Annotated in this window: 19 protein-coding genes and 6 pseudogenes; 11 read left to right on the forward strand and 14 right to left on the reverse strand. The window is 54.7% G+C overall.

Annotation, left to right across the window (positions count from 1 at the left end):
- Nucleotides 1-2,653: DNA polymerase III subunit alpha (locus CPT76_RS01950; RefSeq protein ID WP_105441754.1), on the reverse strand; the 2,653-nt coding region annotated here is incomplete at its 3' end.
- A 155-nt stretch (nt 2,654-2,808) separates the two neighbouring features.
- On the opposite strand from CPT76_RS01950, the gene CPT76_RS01955 reads away from it, so the two are divergent.
- From CPT76_RS01955 to CPT76_RS01965, 3 genes are read left to right on the forward strand one after another with little or no spacing between them, the layout of a single operon-like run.
- The gene (locus CPT76_RS01955) at nt 2,809-3,135 is read left to right on the forward strand and encodes a YtrH family sporulation protein (RefSeq protein WP_076170474.1); all 327 of its coding nucleotides are present in this window, start codon (nt 2,809-2,811) and stop codon (nt 3,133-3,135) included.
- Nucleotides 3,136-3,138: 3 nt separating this feature from the next.
- Entirely contained in the window at nt 3,139-3,642 is a 504-nt protein-coding gene (locus tag CPT76_RS01960; protein WP_076170475.1) for a sporulation membrane protein YtrI, read from the forward strand.
- Nucleotides 3,643-3,665: 23 nt separating this feature from the next.
- Entirely contained in the window at nt 3,666-4,004 is a 339-nt protein-coding gene (locus tag CPT76_RS01965) for a YtpI family protein (RefSeq protein ID WP_308737496.1), read from the forward strand.
- A gap of 187 nt (nt 4,005-4,191) precedes the next feature.
- Here CPT76_RS01965 and CPT76_RS01970 read toward each other — a convergent pair.
- The 3 genes and pseudogenes from CPT76_RS01970 to CPT76_RS01980 form a co-directional block, all read right to left on the reverse strand.
- A pseudogene (locus CPT76_RS01970) lies at nt 4,192-5,369 on the reverse strand (CBS domain-containing protein).
- Between the two features lie 128 nt (nt 5,370-5,497).
- Nucleotides 5,498-5,731 carry a hypothetical protein gene (locus CPT76_RS01975; RefSeq protein WP_105441755.1) on the reverse strand — a complete coding sequence of 78 codons (234 nt, stop codon included), beginning with the start codon at nt 5,729-5,731 and terminating at the stop codon, nt 5,498-5,500.
- 139 nt (nt 5,732-5,870) lie between these two features.
- Nucleotides 5,871-6,218: a YlbF/YmcA family competence regulator gene (locus CPT76_RS01980; protein ID WP_089545814.1), complete on the reverse strand. Its 348-nt coding sequence runs from the start codon at nt 6,216-6,218 to the stop codon at nt 5,871-5,873.
- Between the two features lie 291 nt (nt 6,219-6,509).
- On the opposite strand from CPT76_RS01980, the pseudogene CPT76_RS01985 reads away from it, so the two are divergent.
- From CPT76_RS01985 to CPT76_RS02010, 6 genes and pseudogenes are all read left to right on the forward strand, one after another.
- Nucleotides 6,510-7,878: pseudogene (locus tag CPT76_RS01985) on the forward strand (YheC/YheD family endospore coat-associated protein).
- 11 nt (nt 7,879-7,889) lie between these two features.
- Nucleotides 7,890-9,011: a YheC/YheD family endospore coat-associated protein gene (locus tag CPT76_RS01990; protein WP_105441756.1), complete on the forward strand. Its 1,122-nt coding sequence runs from the start codon at nt 7,890-7,892 to the stop codon at nt 9,009-9,011.
- Nucleotides 9,011-10,387 (forward strand): YheC/YheD family endospore coat-associated protein, encoded by a 1,377-nt coding sequence (locus tag CPT76_RS01995; protein ID WP_105441757.1) that lies wholly within the window; start codon nt 9,011-9,013, stop codon nt 10,385-10,387. Before CPT76_RS01990 ends, CPT76_RS01995 begins: the two co-directional genes overlap by 1 nt.
- 2 nt (nt 10,388-10,389) lie before the next feature.
- Nucleotides 10,390-11,496, forward strand: a complete 1,107-nt coding sequence (locus tag CPT76_RS02000; RefSeq protein ID WP_105441881.1) for a YheC/YheD family endospore coat-associated protein — start codon at nt 10,390-10,392, stop codon at nt 11,494-11,496.
- A 22-nt stretch (nt 11,497-11,518) separates the two neighbouring features.
- Nucleotides 11,519-12,040 carry a GNAT family N-acetyltransferase gene (locus CPT76_RS02005; RefSeq protein WP_089545810.1) on the forward strand — a complete coding sequence of 174 codons (522 nt, stop codon included), beginning with the start codon at nt 11,519-11,521 and terminating at the stop codon, nt 12,038-12,040.
- Nucleotides 12,022-13,129: pseudogene (locus CPT76_RS02010) on the forward strand (YheC/YheD family endospore coat-associated protein); the annotation flags it as partial. The gene CPT76_RS02005 and the pseudogene CPT76_RS02010, both read left to right, overlap by 19 nt.
- Before the next feature lie 83 nt (nt 13,130-13,212).
- On the opposite strand, the gene CPT76_RS02015 reads toward CPT76_RS02010, so the two are convergent.
- From CPT76_RS02015 to CPT76_RS02065, 10 genes and pseudogenes are all read right to left on the reverse strand, one after another.
- The gene (locus tag CPT76_RS02015) at nt 13,213-13,899 is read right to left on the reverse strand and encodes an HAD family hydrolase (protein WP_105441758.1); all 687 of its coding nucleotides are present in this window, start codon (nt 13,897-13,899) and stop codon (nt 13,213-13,215) included.
- Between the two features lie 123 nt (nt 13,900-14,022).
- Nucleotides 14,023-14,590: pseudogene (locus CPT76_RS38720) on the reverse strand (manganese catalase family protein).
- 35 nt (nt 14,591-14,625) lie between these two features.
- Nucleotides 14,626-14,901: a spore coat protein CotJB gene (locus CPT76_RS02030; RefSeq protein WP_105441760.1), complete on the reverse strand. Its 276-nt coding sequence runs from the start codon at nt 14,899-14,901 to the stop codon at nt 14,626-14,628.
- Nucleotides 14,885-15,127 (reverse strand): spore coat associated protein CotJA, encoded by a 243-nt coding sequence (locus tag CPT76_RS02035; RefSeq protein ID WP_308737497.1) that lies wholly within the window; start codon nt 15,125-15,127, stop codon nt 14,885-14,887. Before CPT76_RS02035 ends, CPT76_RS02030 begins: the two co-directional genes overlap by 17 nt.
- A gap of 246 nt (nt 15,128-15,373) precedes the next feature.
- Nucleotides 15,374-16,405, reverse strand: coding sequence for a sporulation integral membrane protein YtvI (ytvI, locus tag CPT76_RS02040; protein ID WP_076170488.1), 1,032 nt, complete (start codon nt 16,403-16,405; stop codon nt 15,374-15,376).
- Between the two features lie 10 nt (nt 16,406-16,415).
- A pseudogene (locus CPT76_RS02045) lies at nt 16,416-17,778 on the reverse strand (hemolysin family protein).
- 16 nt (nt 17,779-17,794) lie between these two features.
- Nucleotides 17,795-18,928: a radical SAM/CxCxxxxC motif protein YfkAB gene (gene yfkAB, locus CPT76_RS02050; RefSeq protein WP_105441762.1), complete on the reverse strand. Its 1,134-nt coding sequence runs from the start codon at nt 18,926-18,928 to the stop codon at nt 17,795-17,797.
- 298 nt (nt 18,929-19,226) lie between these two features.
- Complete coding sequence (locus CPT76_RS02055; protein ID WP_105441763.1) at nt 19,227-20,309, reverse strand: HD-GYP domain-containing protein; 1,083 nt, start codon at nt 20,307-20,309, stop codon at nt 19,227-19,229.
- A gap of 134 nt (nt 20,310-20,443) precedes the next feature.
- A complete protein-coding gene (locus tag CPT76_RS02060; protein WP_105441764.1) occupies nt 20,444-21,271 on the reverse strand; it encodes an undecaprenyl-diphosphate phosphatase in 828 nt (275 codons plus the stop codon).
- A gap of 21 nt (nt 21,272-21,292) precedes the next feature.
- On the reverse strand, nt 21,293-22,729 hold the full coding sequence (locus CPT76_RS02065) for a bifunctional metallophosphatase/5'-nucleotidase (protein WP_374954590.1): 1,437 nt from the start codon (nt 22,727-22,729) through the stop codon (nt 21,293-21,295).
- A gap of 130 nt (nt 22,730-22,859) precedes the next feature.
- On the opposite strand from CPT76_RS02065, the gene moaD reads away from it, so the two are divergent.
- Together moaD and CPT76_RS02075 are read left to right on the forward strand one after the other, a co-directional pair.
- Nucleotides 22,860-23,711: a molybdopterin converting factor subunit 1 gene (gene moaD / locus CPT76_RS02070; RefSeq protein ID WP_105441766.1), complete on the forward strand. Its 852-nt coding sequence runs from the start codon at nt 22,860-22,862 to the stop codon at nt 23,709-23,711.
- Nucleotides 23,712-23,811: 100 nt separating this feature from the next.
- A pseudogene (locus tag CPT76_RS02075) lies at nt 23,812-24,506 on the forward strand (HD-GYP domain-containing protein); the annotation flags it as partial.

Genomic DNA, 24,506 nt, shown 5'->3' on the forward strand with positions numbered 1-24,506 from the left:
CGAAAGCGCCCGCCTGGATCAGCGACTCGATCACCCGTTTGTTGCAGACGCGCAGATCGATCCGGCGGCAGAAGTCGAGCAGGCTTTCGAACGGCTTCTCTTCCCGGACGCGCATCATGTTTTCCACCGCCTGGGTACCCACGTTCTTGATGGCTCCCAGACCGAACCGGATATGCCCCGGCCCTTCGGCCGGCTGCCCGTCCTCCGCGCTTACCGCCACCGGTGTAAACAGCACGCCGCTCTCGTTGACGTCGGGCGGCAGCACCTTGATGTTCATCCGGCGGCACTCCACCACATATTCCGCGACCTTCCGGTGGCTGCCCATGACGGCCGTCAGCATCGAGGCCATGAACTGCACCGGATAGTGCGCCTTGAGATAAGCGGTCTGGAATGCCAGAACAGCATACGCTGCCGCGTGGGCTCTCGGAAAACCGTAATCGGCAAAGCGCACGATCATGTCGTATACCTTGTTCGCATCTTCTTCGGTATATCCCTGCTTCAGGCTGCCCTCCACGAAGTGGCTGCGCTCACGGTCGAGCACTTCCCGCTTCTTCTTGGATACGGCGCGCCGCAGCAGATCGGCTTCTCCGAGTGAGAAGCCCGCCATCAGCGAGGCGATTTTCATGATCTGCTCCTGGTACACAATGATACCGTAGGTGTCGGCCAGGATCGGCTTCAAATCGTCATGCGGGTAGTCGACCTGGATGGTACCATGCTTCGCCTGAATGAAATTCGGGATAAACTCCATCGGACCCGGGCGGTACAGCGCCACGACCGAGATGACGTCCTCGAATACGCTTGGCTTCAGCTCTTTGAGCACCCGCCGCATGCCGGCGGACTCCAGCTGGAACACGCCGGTCGTATCTCCGCTCCCCAGCATCTCATAGGTCAGCGGATCATCGTCCGCAACCTGCGCGAAGTCCGGCGCGCTGCCGGTCATTTCCCCGATCCAGCGCATGGACCGCTCGAGACCGAGAAAGTCCATTTTGAGCAGGCCGATGCTTTCCAGCTGCTCCATCGGATATTGGGTCAGCGCGGTTCTCTCGCTGCCTTCCTGCAGCGGGACCGCATCGGTCAGCGGGTCGCGCGATATGACCACGCCCGCGGCGTGGGTCGACGCGTGCCGCGGCATGCCTTCGACCTTCATGGCCATGTCAAGCATCTCGCGGGTTTTGGGGCTCTGCTCGTACAGCTTCTTCAACTCGTCGCTGATTTCCATCGCCCGGCGGATGTTGATCCCGTGCGCGTTCGGAATGAGCTTGGCCGCCTTGTCCACCTCGCCGTACGATACGTTCAAGGCGCGTCCCACGTCGCGTACCGCCGCGCGGGCGGCCATCGTCCCGAAGGTGATGATCTGTGCGACGTGTTCGCTGCCGTATTTATCCGCCACATACTCGATTACTTCGTCACGGCGCTCATCGCTGAAGTCGATATCGATATCCGGCATGGTCACCCGCTCCGGGTTCAGGAAGCGTTCGAACAGCAGGTTGTACTTGATCGGATCGACGTTCGTGATGCGGAGCACGTATGCGACGAGACTGCCCGCGGACGAACCCCGTCCGGGCCCCGTTACGATTCCCTGCCGATGGGCATAGGCGATAAAATCCCAAACGATGAGGAAGTAATCGCTGAACCCCATGCTGCCGATGACCCCCAGCTCATAGTCGAGGCGCTGGAGTAGCTCTCTTTTTCCTTCTTCGGTGTCCCACAGGCCGGTCGTGCTGTAGCGGCTCTCCAGTCCTTCCAGGCACAGGGCCCGCAAGTATTCGGCAGCCGTCTGCCCCTCGGGAAGCGGGCGGTATTCCGGCAGAATGGACCGGCCGAATTCGAGCTCTAGGCTGCATTTGTCCGCGATGAGGAGCGTATTGTCCAGGGCTTCCCGGACATGCGGGAACAAGCGGGCCATTTCGTCGCCGCTCTTCAGGTACAGCTGGTCGGTCTGAATCTGCAGCCGGTCCTCGTCCTCTACCGTTTTTCCTGTACCGATACAGATTAGCACATCCTGCATGGAGGCATCCTCACGGTCGAGATAGTGGACGTCGTTGGTCGCCACGAGCGGAACGTCCAGCTCCCGGGCGAGCTCGATCAGCTGCGGATTGACCCGCTTCTGTTCGGGCAGGCCGTGGTCCTGCAGCTCCAGGTAAAAATCTTTGCCGAAAATGTCACGGTACCGGAGCGCCGCCCGGCGAGCCTCCTCGGTCCGGCCGTGCAGCAGATGCTGGGGCACTTCCCCGCCGAGGCAGGCGCTCAGGCAGATGATGCCCTCATGATGTTTCGCGAGCGCATCCATGTCGATGCGCGGTTTATAGTGAAAACCTTCCAAATGCCCGATGGAGCACAGCTTCATCAGATTGCGGTAACCCGTCTCGTTCTTGGCCAGCAGGATCAGGTGATAGATCGGCTGATCCTTGCGGCTGCCGCGCTCTTTGCGGGAACCGGCCGTCAGATAGGCTTCGCAGCCGATAATCGGCTTGATGCCTTCCGCCACACAGGCTTTATAAAATGGCACCGCGCCGTACATGACCCCGTGGTCCGTCAGCGCCAGCGCCTTCATTCCGTTCTCCGCGGCTCGCCGGACAAGGTCCGAGATGCGTGCCGCTCCATCCAGAAGGCTGTATTCGCTATGCACGTGAAGATGCACAAATGAACTCATGTCTCGTCTCCTTTTCGCCGCAGTGATCACTGGTTTTTAACGTTTCATGCACTATTTATTATTTTATCATAATCCGCCTAGGACCGCCCATAGAATGGAATAAGGAAACCGCTGGACAAGGCGTTTCCGACCTCCTTGGGAAAGGACTGGGAATCATGAGCGTGTTTTTATCTAAAGCCATACTGGATTTCTTTATCGCTTTCGGCATCGTGCTGGGCGGTGCGATGGTCGGCGGGATCGGTGCGGTCATCTCGCTGCAATCACCGACACACACCATGCTCGAGGTGGCCGATCGGATTAAAATATGGGCGATGGCGGCGGCGATCGGCGGCACGATCGATCCGATGCGGGTCATCGAGAGCAATTTTATGGGGGGCAATCTTTCCCCCGCCATCAAGCAGGTTCTGTTTCTCCTCTTCGCCTTCCTCGGCGCTCACATGGGCAGCGAGCTGGTCAAATGGGTTTGCGGCGGCAGGGAGTAGCCGATGCGAATTCCTCCGTTCAGCCGATACCGCCATTTCTCCCAACTGACCGCCGTCTTCGTCTTGGGCGCCGTTATCGGAAGCGTCGTGTATAATTCGGTGTTCCACTCCAGCTTCGACATGCTTTGGGCGTCCAATCAGGACTTGGAGCTTCGGATCCAGCAGTACGAGGACGACATCAAAACGCTGAAAAAGTACAACAATCAGCAGACCGTGATCAAGGAAATCAAAATCCGCGCGGAGCAGCAGGATCCGCCTCTCGATCCGGTCATCGTCAAGGAAGTGATCCGCAAGCTCGGTGAGGATCTGGAGGTGCTGCGGGGCCGGAACATTTTCGATATCGACGAGGACAGCAAAATCGCCCGGAACCTCCTCAATCGCAAAATTTACAGGGTGCGCGATAAGGAGTATTCCATCGAAATCAAGACGATGCTGGTGGCGGAGGGCGTGCTCCAGATCTGGATCGACATCGAGCCTCAAAGTGTCGCTTCGGTCGGCAAATCGTGATACAATGAGGAATATTGAAGTTATTGACAGTAAAGGAGCTGCAGCATTCGATGATTTCCGTCATCCGCTATTGCCTATTTGCGCTGCTGGTGATTACCTGTTTATGTTCCGCTTACTACAGCTACCGCGCGCGGCGTTCCGCCGATGTCCGTGACCGGGGCTTGTACGGCTCGAATATGAATATCTGCCTTGGAATGATGCTGGTCGTGCTTGCGCTGATCTGCATGTTTATTTTCCACGGATCGACCGTTGCGGTCGTTATCGAGGGGCTGTTCCTCGTCCTCGGGGCGTTCAATATTTTCGCGGGCATCCGGAATCGGGGACATTTCAGCCGCATGAAATCCTCAGATACGAAAGCTTGAACCTGATGCTGCAATTGCGCAGAGTAACCTGAATCTTCCAAGCGTGGACAAGACCCAAACTTTAATGTGCGGGAGAACATCGGGGCCACACACAACAAATAACCGGCCGTATCTTTGATCAAAGATGCTGCCGGTTATATTTATGTCTGGCTAAGACCATGGACAATCCAGCCATACCCGTTACCTGTTATCCATGCTCGATAGAATGAAGCGTCAGCACAGCTTTGGCCACCAGGCTGTCGTCATGCAGCATTTCGATTTCGATCTTGCACGTCCGCCGGCTCGCCTCCAGCAGCCGCGGCATGACGGTCACCGGATCCTCGATCTGCACCGGGCGGACGAAGTACGTTGACATGTTATCCAGGACAAAGTCGTTCCCCGTCATATCCTTCGCCGCCCGCAGCGCCGCCTGCGTCATCACCGTGGTCAGGATGCCTTCCGAAATCGTACCGAGATCCGTCGCCATCTGCGGCGTAATAAAGCCGTGGAAAAAGAGCCGTCCCTCCTCATCCCGCTCATCCGCAAATCCGTTCCAGATCAAATGGTCGAACGTCTCGCCGAGCTGCGGCTGCTTGCGGGCGTCGCGCATGGCCTGAAGCACTTCCTTCCGCGACACGGTCGCCACCAGCTTGCGGTTGCGATCGACGATCGGCAGAAAGTCCACGCCTTCCCACATCATGAGCTGCGCTGCGGACGCGAGCGAGGTTTGCAGTCCGGCCGTGACCGGATTGCGGACCAGCAGCTTCTCGATGCTCTGCCCATCGGGCAGGTCCTTCATATCGCTCCGGTTCACGATACCGAGCACCCGGTTCCACTCGTCGATGACCGGCAGCCGCAGCTGCCCGGTCTGATCCGCCAGCGCCTTGCAATCCGCCACGGTGCTCGACAGCTTGAGGGCGTGGATTTTGGCCCGGGTGTTGACGATGTCCTCGACGATCATAATTTTCTTCTTGGGGCAGCCTGCTCATCGTCGGCCCGGTTGCCGACGATGAGCAGGCTGCCCGCGTCGATGTAACGGGCCATGGCGTCCACCTCCATGGCGCCGATGACGTATTTATGCAGATGTTTATTAAGTCCATCGGCTCCGCCGATCATGTGGCCTTCCACGATCTCGACCACGTCGGCGAAGGTGAGCTGCTCGGAAATATTCCGTGGCTTCTTCTCGACCCGGACGGTGCCGATCCTCTCCTTGGTCACGACGATGCCCAGATTTTCGGCGTCCTTTACCGCCCGGTAAGCGGTCCCTTCGCTAACGGACATTTCCTTCGCCAGCTTGCGGACCGAAATCTTGGTGCCAATTTTCAGCCCTTCGATATGCTGCAGCAGCTGCTCATGTTTCGTAATCGTTTCATCGCGGCCCTCCAACTGTTACACCCCCACGTTTCTATCTGTACCATACTGTACTATTATATCATGGTTGAGGCCGGAAAATAACAACGCAAAAAAAGCCGCCTCCACGCAATAACATTGCGCAAGACAGCTTTTTATCGCATTTATACATTTTCCTGACGCTGCTGTGTTTCCTCCGGCCATTTCAGCTGCCACTGCTGCAGCTTGGCCTTGCGGATGCGCTCCAGCGCTCTTTGCTTCTCTTCGTCCACCCCAAGCAAATAATGCAGGTGTGAGCCGATTATCAGGAAGGCAAACACGGCCCAGGCCGCTCCGAACCCGGAAGCCCAAGTCCATCCGCCGCTGAAGTTGATCCGGGGCAGAGCGTACACCAGCATCGCCAGAGCGAGAAGTAGGTAAATGGAATGCTTCAGTTTGCTTTCTTTTTTTCATCTCATCGCAGCTCCTTCATTTGGTAACTCTATATTTCTACTCTATGAAGGGGTCTGCAAAAATATGAGAAAAGTTTTGTCCAACCTACAGGCTTTGTCCCCCGTACAGATGCTGGAGGCTGTCCGAAATGATTTTATTCACGTCCTCAATGATCGTGCTGAGGCGGCGCTCCGCTTCAAACAACCGGCGGATGTTCAGGTTCAGGCTGAGCACGTCGAAGAGCTTCTCCATCTTCTCCATCTCCTCCTGGGATGGCATATCCCCGGACATCATCCGCTGCTGAATTTCCATCTGCCGCTGGCGGAAATCCTCGAGCATTTGTTTGCTCTCCGGATCCGCTTCAATCAGGCTCATCGCCGAGCTGATTTCCTGGACCTCCGAGCTTTCCTTTAGGGCTTTGGCCAAATCGTGCGCTTTGTCATAAATGTTCATAGGTTGTCATTTCCTCCTTAAATTTGGGCAGTCACCAATCGACGTGTTTTATGGAAGACGGACCGCTGGCTCCCGCGGAAGTGAATCCTGCGATAATCGCAAGCTTTTGCTTTGCTCACAGCTTATCAATCCGACCGTCTCCGGAAAAATGAAGGGCTGAAATCCCGGTTTTTATAAAAGTGGGTCAATCACCAAGGGATATATGTCCTCATATGATGCATTACATGCAATATTGCAGATGCTCCTTATCTGCCCTGTAGACATCAAGTTGTTGTTGGAAGGAGATCCACGATGTCCAAAAAAAAGCTACCGGTCCAAACGTTCAGCCCGGGCATTGTGAAAGAAAACACCGTCATGCTCGGCGAGAGACTGATCAAACAGTGGAAGATTCCCACCGACCGGCCTCTGCAGCTGTCCTTTGGTTCCTTTAGACAAGAGATCACCGTTATTTCCGCAGCAAAATATTCCGGCCTGCGCATCAGCGAGCCACTGGCCCGCAAAATGGGCTTAGCGTCCCGTCCCGTGCTCCGAGCGGCATACAGCTCATCCAGCAAAACGCTCAGGCTGGGTCCGCTCATCAGTGTCCTGATCAGCCGGGATTATCCTGACACACCGGAAAAGCCGTTCGGTTCCATTTCCATGTTCTGCAGGGAACTCGTCAACGCCTGCCGCAAGCAGGGTGCATACGTATACTTCTTCACTCCGAATCACATCACCGAGAGTGCAAGCAGCATACAGGGCTGGATCTATGACGGCGGATGGCGCCAGACAACGATGCCTATCGCAGATGTCATCAATAACCGCCTGACGACACGCAAAATGGAGAATAAACCTAGCGTACAGCATTTTATGAAAGAAGTAAAATCCCGCTACGGGAGCCACATATTCAACGAAAAGTTTTTGGACAAAAAATGAAGTGTTCGACACGCTGAAGCAGGACTCCTCCTTATCCCGGCTCATGCCGGAATCGCACCTGCTGACCGGCTACTCCATCCTGAAGAAGATGTGCAGCCAGTATCCGGTCGTGTTTCTGAAACCGGTGCGGGGCAGCCTCGGCAAAGGGATCATCCGGATCTCCAGGCAGTCTGACGGCACCTACCAAACTTTGGCAACATCGGTGGGCGGACCCAAAAAACAAAGCTACCCCAACCTTAACAAACTATTTACCAACGTCTCCGGAAAGATGAAAAGCACCCGTTACCAAATCCAGCAGGGCTTGACGCTCATCGACCACAGCAAACGGCCCATCGATTTCCGTGCGCTCGTCCAGAAGAACGGACTGGGTAAATGGAGCGTGACCTCGGTCGTGGCCAGGATCGCGGGCGGGAACCATTTTGTCTCGAACCTCGCTAGAGGCGGAACCCTCAGCAGCGTAAAGGAAGCTGTGAACCGCTGCGCCCTCCCGCCGGCCGTGAAAAGCACCGCACACGCCAAGCTGCAGCGGGCTTCGCTGGACATTGCCAAAGGCCTGGATGCGCTGCTGCCCGCCCATTTCGGCGAACTCGGCATCGACCTGGCCATGGATACCTCCGGTAAAATATGGCTGCTCGAGGTCAATTCCAAGCCTTCCAAAAACGACAATACGCCGCTCCACGAACAGAAAATAAGGCCTTCCGTCAAACGCCTGCTGGAATACTGCGCCTTCTTGTCAGGGTTTTAGGAGGTGCCGCGATGAAATCAACCACAATCGGAACCATTGGGATCCTAAGTTCCTCCACACCGGGCTCCCCTCCCTTCTCGGGAGAAGGATACGCCCGCCGATTAGCTCTGGCCGGCAGGAAATACGGTATTCAGGTCGTCGTTTTTTGCCCTGACGGCGTGCCCAAGGGACAGGAGAGAATCCAGGGATATATCTTCAGCAATGGGGCGTGGCACGCAACCACGGTCCCCTTTCCGGATATCGTCTACGACCGCTGTTTTCCGCAGCGAGGCAGCGAATACCGGGCAGCGGCGAGACTGTTGGCGGACGCCCCTTCAGGGAAGAGGTGGATCCTGTGGTCCCGCGGACTTCCCGGGAAAGGGCAGGTGGACCAAGTGCTCCGGAAGGAGCCCGGCCTACTGCCGTTTCTTCCCCCGACTGCCGTCTATCGCGGGAGCAGCCAATTGCTGCGCTCCTTGGAGAAATATGACGGCGAGCTGTTCATGAAGCCGATGAGCGGATCCCAGGGAAAAAATACGCTTCGCGTCACACGCCATGCTGCAGACGGATCTCTGACGATCCGGGGAAGAAGCGCAAGCAACCTGCCGTTTGTGAAGCATTTCGACGATACGCGATGCGGCCTGGCATGGATCCGGCGGTTTACCGGGGAGCGTTCGTACCTGATTCAGCCCTTCCTGCATTTGTACAGCGCAGACGGCGCCCCTTTTGACGTTAGAGTGCTGATGCAAAAAAATGAAACGGGTTCGTGGATGCATACCGGCATGGCGCTGCGCCTGGGCAACCCGGACAGCATTACCTCAAACCTTCACGGCGGAGGAAAACCTCTGTCTGTCCTGCCTTTTCTGACCGAACAATTCCGGGCTGACCGGGCAGAACACATAAGGGATCGTCTTCATAATCTGTCGGAGAAGATTCCGCCGATTCTGGAAAGCCGTTATGGCCGGCTCGGAGAACTGGGTATCGATTTTGGCATTGATACGAAAGGGAGAATCTGGCTGCTTGAAGTCAATTCCAAACCGGGGCGCACCTCCTTCCGGCACATTGGGGAACCAGGCAGCGATGTTCTCGCTACGGAAAATCCGCTCCGTTATGCCCGCTATTTATTGCTTCGACAACTTAGGAGGGTAAATTGATGAGTTTGACATTTTGTAATGTTCATTTTTCGCAGCAGCCCGAGAAAGTCGTCTACATTTCGAATTCGCTGATGAAAAGCCTCAAGCTGTCCGGCAAAAAGAATATTCAGCTCCGTCTGGGAAAAGACATGGTTAACGCAACCGTTAAGCCCATTAAAAAGACGGGTAAGCACCTCTTCCTCAGCTCAGGTGTCCGAAGCGGCATCCACGTTCCAAACGCCGGCGGGGTCATGCTGAGAAACCTTCAGGAGGACGAAGTTCAGCTCGGTCCTCTGATCGGCGTGCTCTCGGATGGCCCCAGCACATCGCCATCGCAGCCGTTTGCTTCCCGGACGAATTTCATCAAGCAGCTTCTCCGCGAGGGGAAAAGGAAATCGTATATTTTCGCCTTTACGCCCAAGGACATCAACTGGCAGCAGGAGACGGTCCGGGGCTATTTTCTGAACGACAACGGCACCTTTTACCGCAAAACCGTTCCGCTGCCCGATGTCGTCTACAACCGCCTCCCGAGCCGGAAAGCGGAAACCTCCTCTTCCATCAATCAGCTCAGAGAGCGGCTGACCCGCAAGAGAATCCCGTTTTTTAACTGGAGCTTCTTCAACAAATCCGACATCTACCGGCTGCTTGAAGACGACAACACGGTGAACCGGTACGTGCCCGAATCCCATATCAATCCTTCCCCGGAACGGATCAAGGATATGCTTGAAAGGCATCAGTTTCTGTACTATAAGCCTTCCGCAGGAAGCTTGGGTAAAGGCATCTATCGTTTGACTTACCTCCCGAAAAGGGGATATTTCGCCCGTTACCGCAAGGGAGGCGGCAACGTTCTGCTTCGTTTCAGCAACTTCAACAGCTTGATGCGGATGCTTAAATCCAGACATGGCCGCACCTTGGAAACGTATGTCATTCAGCAGGGAATCCGGCTGGTCGAAATCGACAACTGCCCGATCGACTTCCGCTTCCATATGCATAAGAACGGCAACAACAAATGGGTTGTTGTCGGTGTCGGCGCCAAAAAGGCCGGCCGCGGCAGCGTAACGACCCACCTGAAGAATGGCGGCTCCCTCCTTACTCCTGAACAGGCATTGAGCCGGACCTTTGGCGACAGATCCGACGAGGTGCTGCAAAACGCCAAAAAAGTCGCGATTACCCTGGCCGAAGCGATTGAGTTCCATCACCAGCACCTCCTTGGAGAAATCGGTTTTGACCTGGGTATCGACCAAGACGAGAAAGTGTGGATGTTTGAAGCGAACGCCAAGCCGGGCCGTTCCATTTTCAGCCATCCTTCCCTCAAGGCGGAAGGCAAGGCATCTGTAGAGCATATTCTTGAACACTGCCTGTATTTGAGCAAGTTCCGCAGGAGGGATGTGGAGTGAACATCCGGAGTCATACCGACAACAAACCCGTAGTGGCCATCCTGACCATGTCGGATTCCCACGGTTATTTCCGGGGAAATCAACAGAACTTTGAAGATATTGTCAAGACGGGACAGAAAATGGGATTTCCTGTCTATGTAGTCACAGCTAAAGATCTGAAGCTGACGGAGGATCGGATCAAGGGATTTACGCTGAATGACGAGGAGACCTGGGAACAGCAGTATTTTCCGCTGCCCCAGGTCATCTATAACCGGATTCCGCAGCGTGAAGACGAACTCCGGCCCGCTGTGCGCCAGAAAATCAAGGAATGCATGAAACATCCATCCATTTCGCTGTTCAATCCGCACTTCTTTAACAAATGGCATCTGTTCGAATGGCTCAGAAGCTCCAAAGCGACGGAGCATCTGGTACCGAAAACCAAACGCTTCACAAACGTGAGCACGCTGCAGAAAATGCTTGAGCGTTATCCCTGCCTCTACCTCAAGCCCGAAAGCGGAAAAGCCGGAAAAGGCATTATGATGCTGAGATACCAGAGGGACAAACTGCTTCCGTACCGGCTCAAAGTTCAGCACCACCGATCCAGCACCACGTACAAAACGCGGAATCTGTACCGCCTCTGGGCACGGATCAAAAGCGAAACCGGCAGCGCACGCTACATTATTCAACAGGGCATCGAGCTCGCATCCGTCAACAACCGGCACTTTGACCTAAGGGCGCTGCTGCAAAAAAACAACAAAGGCTTATGGGGCGTTACCGGTGTCGGAGCCAGAATGGCGGGTTCTAAGAGCATTACGACCCATGTGCCGAGAGGCGGCACGATCGAGGATCCCAGCAAGCTCCTGTCCGATGTATTCGGATCCGAGATGTCGGCTGTAATTCTGAACCGCGTCCGAACGACGGCGATCATCATCGCCCGCCAGATTGAGAAGGCTTCCGGCTACGAACATGGAGAGATGTCGATGGACCTCGGGATTGACGAGTCAGGAAATATCTGGTTCTTTGAGGCAAACGCCAAGCCGATGAAATTCGATGAACCGCATATCCGGAAGCGGTCTCTCAAGCGAATTTTCCAATACAGCGAATATCTCTCCAATCAACCTAAAATGTAATTGCAAGGGAAGTGATTGACAGGTGCAGATCTTAACGATAACCCCAACCCGTGAAGATTGGCTGCGCCAGCACGCCAAAATTCTCAAATTTGTGTTTGAACACGGCGGAAATCAGGCGGCGCGCGCGGAGTTCATTCTTCTTGCCCGATTGACGGCGGAACAGCTTGCTGCGCCGGGAACCTCGCTTATGGCCGCAACCGTCCGGTGCGAAGACGGGGAACGTCTGGCCGGTGTCAGCTTTGTATCGGGCTACGGGACCGAGGGGTGTCTCGTCGTCGTCCATCCGCTGTACCGCGGCAGAGGGATCGGCACCTCCCTTCTGGCCTCGCAGCTGCGGCAGTTAGGCACCATGCGATGCGAGGCTCTTCTGAGCCGGCTTCCTTTTGTTAAAATGTGCTTTCGCGCCGGACTTCACGCCGTCGCCGTCCACCAGGGGGCTGCCGGAGAGCCTGCCCTGGTCATGGAGGGGCCGTGTGGAGATCCGGATGGTGCATCCATTACTCTGACCCAAGAAGGTGATCCCCTGTGCCGCTACCCGTGTTAGGCATCTTGACGCTGTATCTGAACGAGCATAAGCATTTGGAGGAAAAACCGATCTATCAGAAAATGATCGTTGAAGGCGGCAAGCTGGGACTTGACGTATTTGTGTTTACCCCGATGGACGTCAGCGACAGCAAGAAAAAATCTTTGCCATGGAATACGACGCAAAGCAAAAGAAGTGGACCCGGCGGTGGAGAAACTTCCCGGATATGATTTACGACCGGTGCCGCATCCAGAAGAGCCCCCGCTTTGCCCAGCTTCTGCAGTTCCGGAGCCGGTACAGCAAAATGCTGTTTCTGAACAAACCGCTCCGCAACAAATGGACCATTCACGAGGTGCTGTCCAAAAAGGCGGAATTCCGGAAGTTTCTGCCGGAAACGCGCCTGTATCACGGACTGACAGACGTCCACCAAATGCTGAAGAACAGGTCTGTCGTGTTTTTAAAACCGATCAACGGAACCGGCGGGCGGGGTATTTACGGATTGAAAAATTGAAGGCTGCTTCCCAGTACTACATTCAAGGACGGAATCAGCAGCGGAAAATCATCTCTCCGCAAAAAATCCACGCTTCCCGGCTCGGCGCCATTCTGAGCGACTGGAATATGAAGGACCGGTATTTGATCCAGGAAGGCATCGCCGTGGAGCTTCCCGACGGTCGGGTTCATGACTACCGCATGCTGGTGCAGAAAAACAAGGAGGGGCATTGGCAGTTGACCGGCATTGCCGGCCGGGTGGGGGCGCCGCGAAGCGTCACCTCCAACCTGCACGGCGGCGGAAGAGCCGTACCCGCTCATCAAATGCTGTCTTCTTGGATCACGGATGAGGAGCAACGGCAGGAAGTCATCTCGACGGCAGGCAAGATGGGCGTGGACATCGCCGCCTATCTGGAGCACCAGTACGGACCGCTGTGTGAGCTGGCGCTCGATCTCGCCATCAACCGGAAAGGCCGGATTTACCTGCTCGAAGTCAATCCCAAACCCGCGAGGGAAGTATTCTCCCAGATCGGCGAGCCCGAACTGTACCGCACGGCCATCACCAGACCGTTGGAATACGCCCTGTGGGTTTACAAGCAGAAGACGGAAACCGCCGACACTAAAGAAACAAACCGCAGCTCTAGCGCGGTTTGTTTTCTTATATGCAGCTATGATTATTCCTTCTTAGGCGGCTCATCGCCGACTTACACCGATGAGGCATACAGCCCCAGAAGTTCGTCAAATGAGTTGATGAGGACGTCGGACCCTGCCAGTTCATCAGGGTTTCCAAACCCGGCGTATTGGCATCCAATGACGGCGAGGCCGTTCTTCCGGCCGGCTTCCACATCCGAAGATCGGTCGCCCACCATCCAGGCCGTGCTTACCCCTTCGCGCTGAAGCAGTAATTCCACCAGATGCACCTTCGATTTGGTTCCGTGCTCCCCGGCACTATACAGGCCGTCAAAAAGTTCCAGAATGCCGTGGGCCTCCGCGATCCCCTTTACGTAATGCTCCAGCCCGTTGCTTGCTACATACAGGCGCACGCCCTGCTCCTTCAACCGTGCCAGCGTATCCTTCACGCCGGGATAGAGCTCGGTGTTCCCTGCCTTGAGCCCCTCTAATTCCAGTTGGAGAAGGAGCTCGTTAGCACGCGCATGGGCACGTTCGCTGCCGTCCGGCATGACCACTTTCCAAATGTCCTCCAGCAGCATCCCGAGACTGCCCATCATCCGTTCCGCCGGGGGCGTAGGTGCAGTATACAGCCCCTCCTCCCGCAGCTTGTCGAACAACCGCTGATGGGCCGGCAGCAGCAGCGATTCGGTTTTGAACAGCGTGCCGTCCATGTCGAACAATATCCCCTGCGGCTTGTTCAATGTCTTCTCTTTGTCCATCGGTTACCTTCCCTTTCATTGCCTGCTTAAATGCGCAATACTCAGTATCACCCAATTACATGCCTATGATAAGGGAAGTGCCAAGCCTTGTAAACTTCGGTCGTTCGTAAAAAAGGTTAACCTTTAGAAAAACCGTTTTTTACCCCGGTCATCTTTAATGATCTCCACGGCCTCCCGGAACCGGGTCGAATGGACGATTTCCCGCTCCCGAAGGAACTTCAGTCCGTCCTGCAGGTCGACGTCGTCCGTCATGTCAATCAGCCACTGGTATGTAGCCCTGGCCTTTTCTTCTGCGGCGATGTCCTCATACAAATCGGCGAGCGGATCGCCTTTGGCCTGAATGTACGCCGCCGTCCATGGGACCCCGGCTGCATTTTGGTAGAACAAAGCTTTGTCATGGTTGACATAGTGTTCTGCGAGTCCGGCCGCCTTCAGCTGATCCGGAGTCGCATCTTTTGTCAATTTNTAACCATGGTGGCAATCATTTCCAGTGGGCAAATTCCTCCGTGCCGATGTCGTTGAGAATGCCGATGACCTTATCCGGGATGGTGTACCGTTGATTCAAATATCTCAAGGCAGCGGCCAATTCCCCGTCGGCACCGCCGTACTGCTCCAGCAGCAACCGGGCCATATATGGATCACACTTGCCGACCCTGACCGGATACTGCAGCTTTTTTTCATATATCCACATGCGGGACATTCGCCTCCTTTAGATTCTTTTGCCGGTTACACCTGCCAAGGCCACGGGGCCTGCGGCCATTCAAACGGGAACTTCGAATAGGCATGGCCGAAATGCATCAACGGTCCATAGGATTCCTGAAACTCCCGGACGATCGGGATCCGCTCCTGGGCGAGCCGGTTGTACTGCTCGATGCTTTTTAAATCGTCCGGATGCGTATCCAGGAACAGATTCAGCTCGACCAAGGCAAAATCGATCATCTGCAGCTTTTCAAGCAGCTCGTAGTAGCGCTGATCCACCGCCGGTTTAGCCTGGTTCTCCATCACTCCCCACCTCCTCCACTCTTTTGCTTTTAGATTCATAAGGGCTGTAAAGGTTCGGCCAAAGCGTTCCCAGCTTCAGCGCCTCGGCGAGGCTGAATTGCGGCCAGTCCAGAGGCTGGAACACGATATACTGGTTGGGCGGGACGACGTACGTCCTGTAAGGCAGCGGCGGGCACGGATCAAACGGGCCAATGAAAGGCTTATACACTCGTACCTGTGAGTTCACCACTTGCTCCTCCTTTTTGTTGTCCATACTAAAGTCGCTGATTTCCCTTGAAAAGACGAAAAATCAGACACTCTTCGTAATTAAACATATGACCCATCCGCGGAATCTGAACAAAAAAGTTCATGGGACAACAAAAAGACCCCTGATTTGCGGTCGATTTACCGTCAAGGGGTCAGTGCAAAGGACTCTAGCAGCTCCTGTCGAAGCACTGGATGAAGCGCGAGCCTTCAATAAGATGATGAACTTTTAAAATCTGATCTTGATCTGGAACAGTCCCGCTTTCCGGACCGCCGAATAAATAATGACCACCAGCGGGCCGATAAAGACGCCGATCACGCCGACGAGCTTGAAGCCGATATACATGCTCACCAGAGCCGACAGGGCGCCGATGCCGACCGAATCGCCAATGATCTTGGGCTCGACCACCCGGCGGGCAATCGTAATGACCCCAAACAGGAGCATCAGCCCAAAGCCGGTATAAGAGTCGCCCACGATAAACAGGTATACCGCCCAGGGAATCAGCACCGAGCCGACCCCCAGAATCGGCAAAATATCGACGACCATGATCAGCAGGGCGATCGCCAGCGGGTAATGAATGTCGAGGATGAGCAGCCCCGTGAGCGTCAATACATAGGTAAAAGCGCTCAGGATCATCTGGGCCTGAATAAAGCCGAAGATGGACCGTTTCAGGCTGTGCAGCACCTCGTTGATCTGGTCTTGGGTCTCCTCCTCGAACAGGGATAGAATCCCTGCCTTGATCGTCTCCAGTCCAAAGCTGAACAGATAGACAGCGACAAAGAAAACCACCAAAAACACGAACGTGCCCGGGATACCCTTGGCAAAAGATAAAAAGGTTGACGACAACGAGTTGATGAGCGACTCGGCGTATGACGTCAGATTGGTCAGCATTTCCCTCAGGCTCTCGGCCAGCTCCGGTTGAAACCGGTCAAACAGCCCTCTCGCCTGGATCAGCGTCGTCTGCACGAAATCGTCGGCCGACGCAAAGTATGCCGGCGCATTCTTCCAGTATTCCAGCAGCTGGGCGAAAACCTGAAAACCCAGCATGTACACCAAAAGAAGAATCATGAGCATAAACAACGTACATGTAAGCGAAGCGGCAGCGACACGATTCCATTTCAGCCTCCCGATCAGCATCCGGTTGATCGGCTCCAGCGAAACGGCCACGAGCGCAGCCAGTACAAATGGGGCGCCTGCCGTAAACAGCAAATACAGCAGGAGCAGTCCCACACCGACGAACACCAGCTGTTTGCCAGTCATGCTTCACTCCTTAATCCCCGTTATCCGTCCCTTCCTGTTCCTCTTCGTCGATGACTTCCGTATCGGCAACGCGGTGAATGTTAACCCGGGTAATCCGGAGCTTGGTCGATTCCTCGACCTCAAACACGAAATTGCTCACCTGGACCTTTTTGCCTTTTACCGGATTGCCTTCCAGCTCCTTGAACAGCCAGCCGCCGATCGAATCAACCTCGTCATCCTCAATGATGACGCCGGTCAGATCGTTGACATCCTCGATCAGCATCCGCCCGTCAACCGAGATGACATCCTCCTGGATTTCGACATCGGGACGCTCGTCCTCAAATTCGTCATAGAGCTCCCCAACGATTTCTTCGAGGATCTCTTCGGCCGTCAGCATGCCGGCCGTGCCGCCGTATTCGTCGACCACCAGCGTCAGCTGGGCATGCTTCTTCTGCATAAGGCGCAGCACATGGCTGATTTCCATCGACTCCGGCACGTTCAGAATCGGACGGACCAGCGAGGTCAGCTCCTTCTGGTGCTCGGCGTCGGCCAGGAGAAAAATCGGTAATATGCACAAATCCGATAATCTGGTCCTTGTCCTCCACGGCGACAGGATAACGGGAATGCTTCGTATCACTGATGATTTGCAGGTTCTCTTCCAGCGTATTCGTCGTGTACAGGCAGTCCATATCCGTCCGTGGGAGCATAATTTCGCGCGCCAGCAGGTCGGAGAACTCGAAGATGTTGTCCATCAGCTTCATCTCGTCCTTATCGATGACCCCGCTTTTGGCGCTCTGATTCATTAATATGCGGATTTCCTCTTCAGAATGCGCAGCTTCTGCTTCGCTGGCCGGATGAACGCCGAACAAGCGAAGCAATCCGTTGGCGGAAGCGTTGAGCAGCCAAATGAAAGGAAAAAATATTTTATAAAAGGCCATCAGCGGAGCGGACAGCAGCAGGGCGGCCCCTTCCGTTTTCTGAATGGCAAGCGACTTGGGGGCCAGTTCCCCAAGCACGATATGTAAGAAAGTAATGACACAGAACCCGAGCACCACGGATACGGTGGCGATGAGCGTTCTGTCGGTAATGCCCATTTTATACATCAAAGGCTCTACCAGTAGTTCCGAAATGGCCGGCTCCCCGATCCAGCCGAGACCGAGGGATGCCAGCGTAATGCCGAATTGGGTAGCGGACAAATAAGCGTCCAGTTTGTTGTTCACCCGGAGCGCATAGCCGGCCAGCCGGTTGCCTTCGCTGACCAGCTGCGTCAGCCGGGACTGCCTCATTTTTACAAGCGAAAATTCGGCGGCCACAAACACGCCGTTAAAAAATACCAGCAGCAGAACAAAAAAGAGGTTTAAAAGCAATTTGCCTATTTCTAACTCCCCGTCCAATGACAACGCCCCATTTCTATAATAAGTTCGCTTTTTTCACGGTAAAATCGGTATCTTTATAATACATGTCCTTCACGAGCAGATTCGGACCGCAGCAGCCCACAGCATCGCAATGGCAGTTCACCGTCTTGTTCAGCGGATGCCCGGTCTGCCACGCATTAAAGATGTCGTCGAGGCGGCCGGTTTGAATATTGCCGAACGCCGGAATATCGGAAAAGTCGGTGACGTAGACGTCGCCCGAGAACAAATTGACGTTGACGCGGTTGCGGCCGTCAGGATCGTTGCGCACGGTAACGTTCGGCGCATCCGCAAGCCTGCGGATCAGCTTCAGATCCTCGTGAATATCGCTGCACGCGAAGAACGGGAGCGTTCCGAACAGCATCCACATCTGCGGATCGCGAACATCCAGCAAGCTGTGGATCGCTCTGCGCGTCTCTTCCAAAGAAAGCACCGGAAGCTCCGTGGCAAAATTGGAGGCATACATCGGATGCACTTCATGGCGGCGGCAGCCCATTTCCCCTATTAGTTTGTGAATTCCTGCAAGCTTTGTATGCGTCCGGTAATTAATCATGGATTCTGCCGAGATGAACATGCCCGCTTCGCTCAACTTCAGGGCGTTCTCCATCATTTTGTCATACATGCGGTAGGCGGTTTCCTTCGGAACCGGATGGTTGCTGTTGGCGAAGCCCACCTCATGGAAATCGTCTCCGTTCAAATAGTTGAACGAAATATGCATCACATCAAGGTACGGCAGCATCGCTTCATATCTGCTGATATCCAGCGTCAAATTGGAGTTGATCTGCGTGCGGACTCCCCGGTCCTGAGCATATTTGAGCAGAGGGACGATCACCTCTTTCACCGTCTTCTCACGGAAGGAGGGCTCGCCTCCGGTCAGGCTGATCGTCTGCAGATGCTCTACCTCGTCCAGACGCCGCAGCATCAAATCCAGCGGAAGAAATTCTGCCTCTTTCATGACGAGCATATCGCCGACCGCACAGTGCTCGCAGCGCATATTACACAAATGCGTCACCGTCATTTCGACACTGGTCAGCACATGCCGGCCATATGTACGAAGGGATTCAATCGGATCCCATGGGTCATTGCTCGGAGATAAGGGGGCAAGTGCTCCCCGGGTATTTACAGTATTCATTATTTACTCACCTTATTTCTTTATTTAACCCAAAACACGGTTTTTGTGTAACCTTTATTTTCCAGACCCAGAGCAGTCCGGTTGTCTCAGGATGAATATGTCATTCCTTCTATCATACCATGAAGCGCGAAAAATCTCTCTGTCTGAATAGGTATGCCGGGACAAGAAGAAAAAAGACCCCTAAACCGGCGGCTCCTGCGGGCAGCAGGGAAATCGAATTTCCACCGCATCCATTACCGCCCGATACCGCTCGCTTTATGGGTCTTCCGGTCATGACAAATCCTAATTTCTGCTCTCCCTAATCCCCGAGAACGCCGTCAATAATAACGGAAAGCAACTGGGACAGGTCCACCTCGTAAGGTGCCTGCAGCGGCACCCCTTCCGGATCCTGCAAGATGCGGACCACGGGACGATGGGGCATATGGGCGTGAATTTTCGACACCACTCCCGTCTCCCCGGTACTCAGCTTGACCGACAAGCCGGGGGGATAGATCGCCACGTTATCCCGGAACAGCTCCAGCTTCTTTTGGTCGTACAAGGTACCTGCCCCGCCGTACAGCACTTCAGCGGCCTGATGCGGAAGCATCGCAGGCCGGTACACCCTGTGCGAGGTCATCGCATCGTAGGAGTCGGCGAGCGCCACCCACTGGGCATATTCGTGAATATCATCACCCTTGATGCCGCGCGGATAACCTGATCCGTTAATCCGTTCATGATGCTGAAAGGCGCAGTGCGCGGCCAGGAGCGGAATATTCGGCTCGTCCTTCAGGATTTTAAAGCCGATTTGGGCATGCGCCTGCATGAGGCGGAATTCCTCATCATCCAGCTTTTGCGGCTTGAACAGCACTTTTTGGGGAATTTGGGTTTTTCCGATGTCATGCAGCAGCGAACCCAGCCCCAGCACCATCAGCTGGTCCTGCGTATAACCGCTCGCAATCCCCAGCACAAGTGAATATACGCACACATTTAAGGAATGCTTATATAAGTAATGATCTGCGGTGTTCATGTCCATCAGCATGATCATACAGTCCTCTTGGGAACTGACATCCTCAAGGATGGACTCCATCACCTTGGAGAACTGCTTTCCGAGATGGTGATACCCTCCAGTAATCGGAGAGGCTTCGGATAACCGCTGAAAATTAATGCGAATATTATGAAGAGCCTGACGCCTCGTTTCCTCCCGGAGCATTTCGGGAATATCGATGCCTTCCGTCAGATGATCTTCCACATAAATATAACCGATGTCCAGCTTTTGCAGGCGGCTGATCAGCAAGGATGTGAGCTCCACGCCTTCCGCGAGAAGCACAACACCCTCGTCGCTGTATATCTTTTTGCCGATTTTCATTCCCTGCTGCAGCATCGGAACGGGTACCAAACGCAACACGATCCACTCCTGCCTAAAATCACGGCCGCCCGGTTATTGCTTCCCAGGTCCGTTTACCTAGTTTCCCCCTGCCATCCTATGTAGCCAATTCACCCTTTGCGGAATTAGTCCATCACATTACGGTTCTTGAATCAGCGCATAACGAACAGCCAGAACACGGCGGCAAGCACAAACCGGTAGATGGCGAAATGGGTCAGACGAATTTTTTGAATCAATTTCATAAAAGCAAGCACAACGACATAGGCCACCACAAAAGCTATGATAAATCCGATGACGAACATGCCGATCGTATCCTTGGTCATATACTTGTACGAATCCAGCATCTCATAGCCGGAAGCGGCGCACATGATCGGAATGGCGATCAGAAACGAGAAATCGGCCGACGCCTTGTAGCTTGCCCCGCTCAGCATCCCTCCGGAAATCGTGGATCCCGAACGCGAAAATCCCGGCCATACGACAGATAAAATTTGATAAAGCCCGATCAACAACACCTGCTTGTACGACAGGTCATCCATCGTTTCGGCGGTGATTCTGGCTTTGGACTTGTTAAACCACTCGGCAAAAATCATGAAGATCCCGCCCACGATCAGCGCCCAGATCACCGTATTTGCACTGAACAGGCTCTTGATAAAGTCCCTGGCAAAAAAGGCCACGATGAGTGCGGGGGCGATCCCGATGATAACATGCAGCAGATTCAGCTTCTTGCCGGACCGCAGGCTTCCGGATTCGGGCATGGTCCGCTTGATGCCCAGCAGATCCAGAATCCGTCTCCAATAGACGAGGGCGATCGCCAGAATGGCCCCCAGCTGAATAACGATTTCAAAGGTTTTCATGATGGGGTCCTGCTCATCATAGCCCAAGAGCTTGGACGTCAATATCATGTGCCCCGTTGAAGAGACCGGAATAAATTCCGTAACCCCCTCCACAATCCCCAAGATAATTGCAGTAATGGTATCCATTTCTTCCTCCTCTGGTCCTTCTTAAACAACCTCGATCCAACGGTGCTTGCCGCAGGTATCCAGACTTCCGGGACGCTGGAGCTCAAGTCTCAGCAGGTCCCGCAAAAACTCGGGAAGCAAGTATTTCGGATCTTCCCCCCGAGAAATCTGCTCATATCCCGTCCCGAACGTAAACATGTCCAACGTTCCAACGGTGTACATCCGGTCGTCCCGCAGCGGCTCTCCCTGAAGCGAAATTTGAACAATCCTATCATAAGGGATGCGGCTTGGATCGTACAAGACTTCAATTCCGTCCACCGCGATATTGCCGAGTACATTGCCGCGGAACCCGAATCCCCGGATTTCCTTGCTCCAATATTCCGGCAGGAGGCTCTCCTCCAGGCTTCGCCGGATATGCTCCCCTTTGAGACTGATCACGCAGGGGTTAATCGGAGATGGGCAGAGCTCGTGAAGGAGTCCCGCCGTAATTTCCCCTTCCGGCAGATCGCCCAGCAGCTGCCCCGTGTTGACAAGCGACAGCTCCGCGCCGGTAAACTGACGGACCGACTGCGCCAGCAAATTGCCGAACGGCGACTCTCCCGTATGCGTCAGGGACAGCGGCCGGTCCGTAACCGCCACAGGCTCTTTCAGGGCTTCTTCGGCCCGCTCGCGATGAATTCCAAGGGCACGGGACACCGTTTCATCCAAAAGACCGGTATCGACCGGCTGGCATTCTCCCTCGATGACACGGAAACGGCCGTCATCCTGTTGAGTCATGACGACCTTACCCACGTATTGACCGTACTTTCCCGCTGCGCACAGCACCGTATCACCGATCCGCAGCGGCTCTTCCAGCAGATGGTGGGTATGCCCGCCGAGAATCAGGTCGATACCCCGAATCCGTTCTGCCATCAGCCGGTCGGTAGTCAGCCCGAGGTGGGATAAAACGATCACGATGTCGGCCTCCGGACGAAGCGCCTCCACCTGCTCCTGCAACGCTTGCAGCGGCTCCAGGGCATCCCAGCCGAGCAGTTTGTAGAAGTCGGCGAACGGGGCCGTAGCTCCCGTCAGCCCGATCCGGATCCCGTCCTTGTTCAGAATGACGCGTTTCTTCATCCATGCGGGTGGCGCCGAGCTGAGCTGCTCATGGATGTTGCAGCAAATAACCGGGGACTGCAGGCCCGCATAAAGGCGTTCCAGCACGTCCGGGGTAAATGTCAGCCCCTCATTGTTCCCTATCGTCACCGCCTCATATCCCGTTAAATTCAATATGTCGATGTTCGTCTGGCCCATCGTCCCCTCGGTTTCGACGGCCGTCCGGTCCATATGATCTCCTATATCCACCAGTAAAAGAGGACTCTCCGCCGCCTGAGCACGTTCGGCGGCAGCCAGGGCTGCAATGGAACTAACCGTTTCAAAGTGGCTGTGTATATCATTCGTATGCAGGATTGTAATCGATTTTGCCTGGTTCTGCAGCATCATTGGGTAACCTCCCCTTTCACTGTTCTCGCCTTGTTAGGCCCAAATGCTCCTAGGGATAAGCATAACATTTTCAAGGTGGATATGGTATATTGAAGACATGAACTACCACGCCCGAGGAGAGAAAGAAATGCAGCTTGATATTCGATTGTTTGCCGGTCTTGCAGAACGGCTCCAAACCTCTGTTTTACCTTTGTCCGTCGAAGGGGAATCCATCACAGCCGACGGCTTGAAACAAAAGCTGACCGAATTGTACCCGGAGGCTGCCGCACAGATCTCCGTTTCTTTTGTTGCCGTTAATCAGAATTATGCGCCGGGTGACGCGCTTATTACGGAAGGTGACGAAGTCGCCCTGATTCCGCCCGTATCGGGCGGAGACGGAAATAGCTCAGTACAGGAAGCATCAGCAGACGGCTTATACTGTATTACCGATCAGCCGCTGTCCGTTGATGAGGTGACGTCCAAGGTGCTGGACGACAACCATGGCGCCACGCTATCTTTTGTCGGGACAACCCGGGAAATGACGGGTGAGCAGCGCACCGTTCACTTGGAGTACGATGCGTATATCCCGATGGCACTGGCGCAGCTTGAATTGATCGGCCGTGAAATCGCCGAACGTTGGCCGGGCACGCGCTGTGCGATTTCACACCGGATCGGTACAGTCGATGTGAAAGAGATCAGCGTCATCATCGCGGTATCGACCGGGCACCGGGAGGCTTGTTATGAAGCGAGCAGGTATGCGATTGAGAAGCTCAAGCAGTCCGTGCCCATTTGGAAGAAGGAAATTTGGGAGGACGGGTCGGAATGGAAGGGGCATCAAAAGGGGCCATGGGACCCGACGCTCCCCCCTCCGTCTAAGAAGAGTTCGTTGATAATCCATATTTTTCTTGCTAATATAGATTTCAAAACAATAGGTTCCAATCTGAACAATGAGGTGACGATCAGTTTTGAGAGTTCATGTCACGGAATTACGGCCCGGTGATCGGCTTCAAGCCGATACGTTTAACGATATCGGGCTTCATGTGCTCCACAAAGGGAAGGAACTGAAGCTTGAAGAGATCAGCAAGCTGATTCAACATGGCATCGCTTATGTGGAGGTTGACCCCTCCCGGCCGGATGAGCCGACCGCTTCATCACCGTTCCTTTCCGGTCAACCTGCTTCCAAGGTGGAAGAACAGGTTGGACAAGCGGTGGACGGGTTTGAGTCGCTGTATCTGGAAGCCCTTTCGACAGGCCGGATCAACACGACCGTCGTCAATGACATTATGGAGCCGCTGGTGGACCGGCTCAGCACCCATACCGACGTGGTCTCCCTCCTCTTGTCCATCAATCCGGAAGACGAATATACATACCAACATTCCGTTCAGGTCAGCATTCTTTCCTACTACATATCCACCTGGCTCGGGTATGCTCCCGAGGAGGCCTACGCAGCCGGAAAAGCGGGTTTTTTGCATGACATCGGCAAATGCCTCGTCCCCGCCGAGCTGTTGTACAAACCCGGCAAGCTTACGCCGGAAGAATTTGAAGAAATGAAGCGTCATACCGTCTACGGTTACGATATCATCCGAAGCTCCACCAACGATGAAATTCCCGCGCTGGTCGCGCTGCAGCATCATGAACGTGACGACGGGAGCGGCTATCCCCACCAGTGCGGCGAGCTTGAAGTCCATCCTTTTTCGCGAATTACCGCGGTGGCTGACGTGTTTAGTGCGATGACAACGAACCGTGTGTATCAGACGAAGCAGGAACTGCTGACCGTGCTCCGCGAGCTGTACAG

The organism is Paenibacillus sp. AR247 (assembly GCF_002968895.1).
Lineage (GTDB): Bacteria > Bacillota > Bacilli > Paenibacillales > Paenibacillaceae > Paenibacillus_AQ > Paenibacillus_AQ favisporus.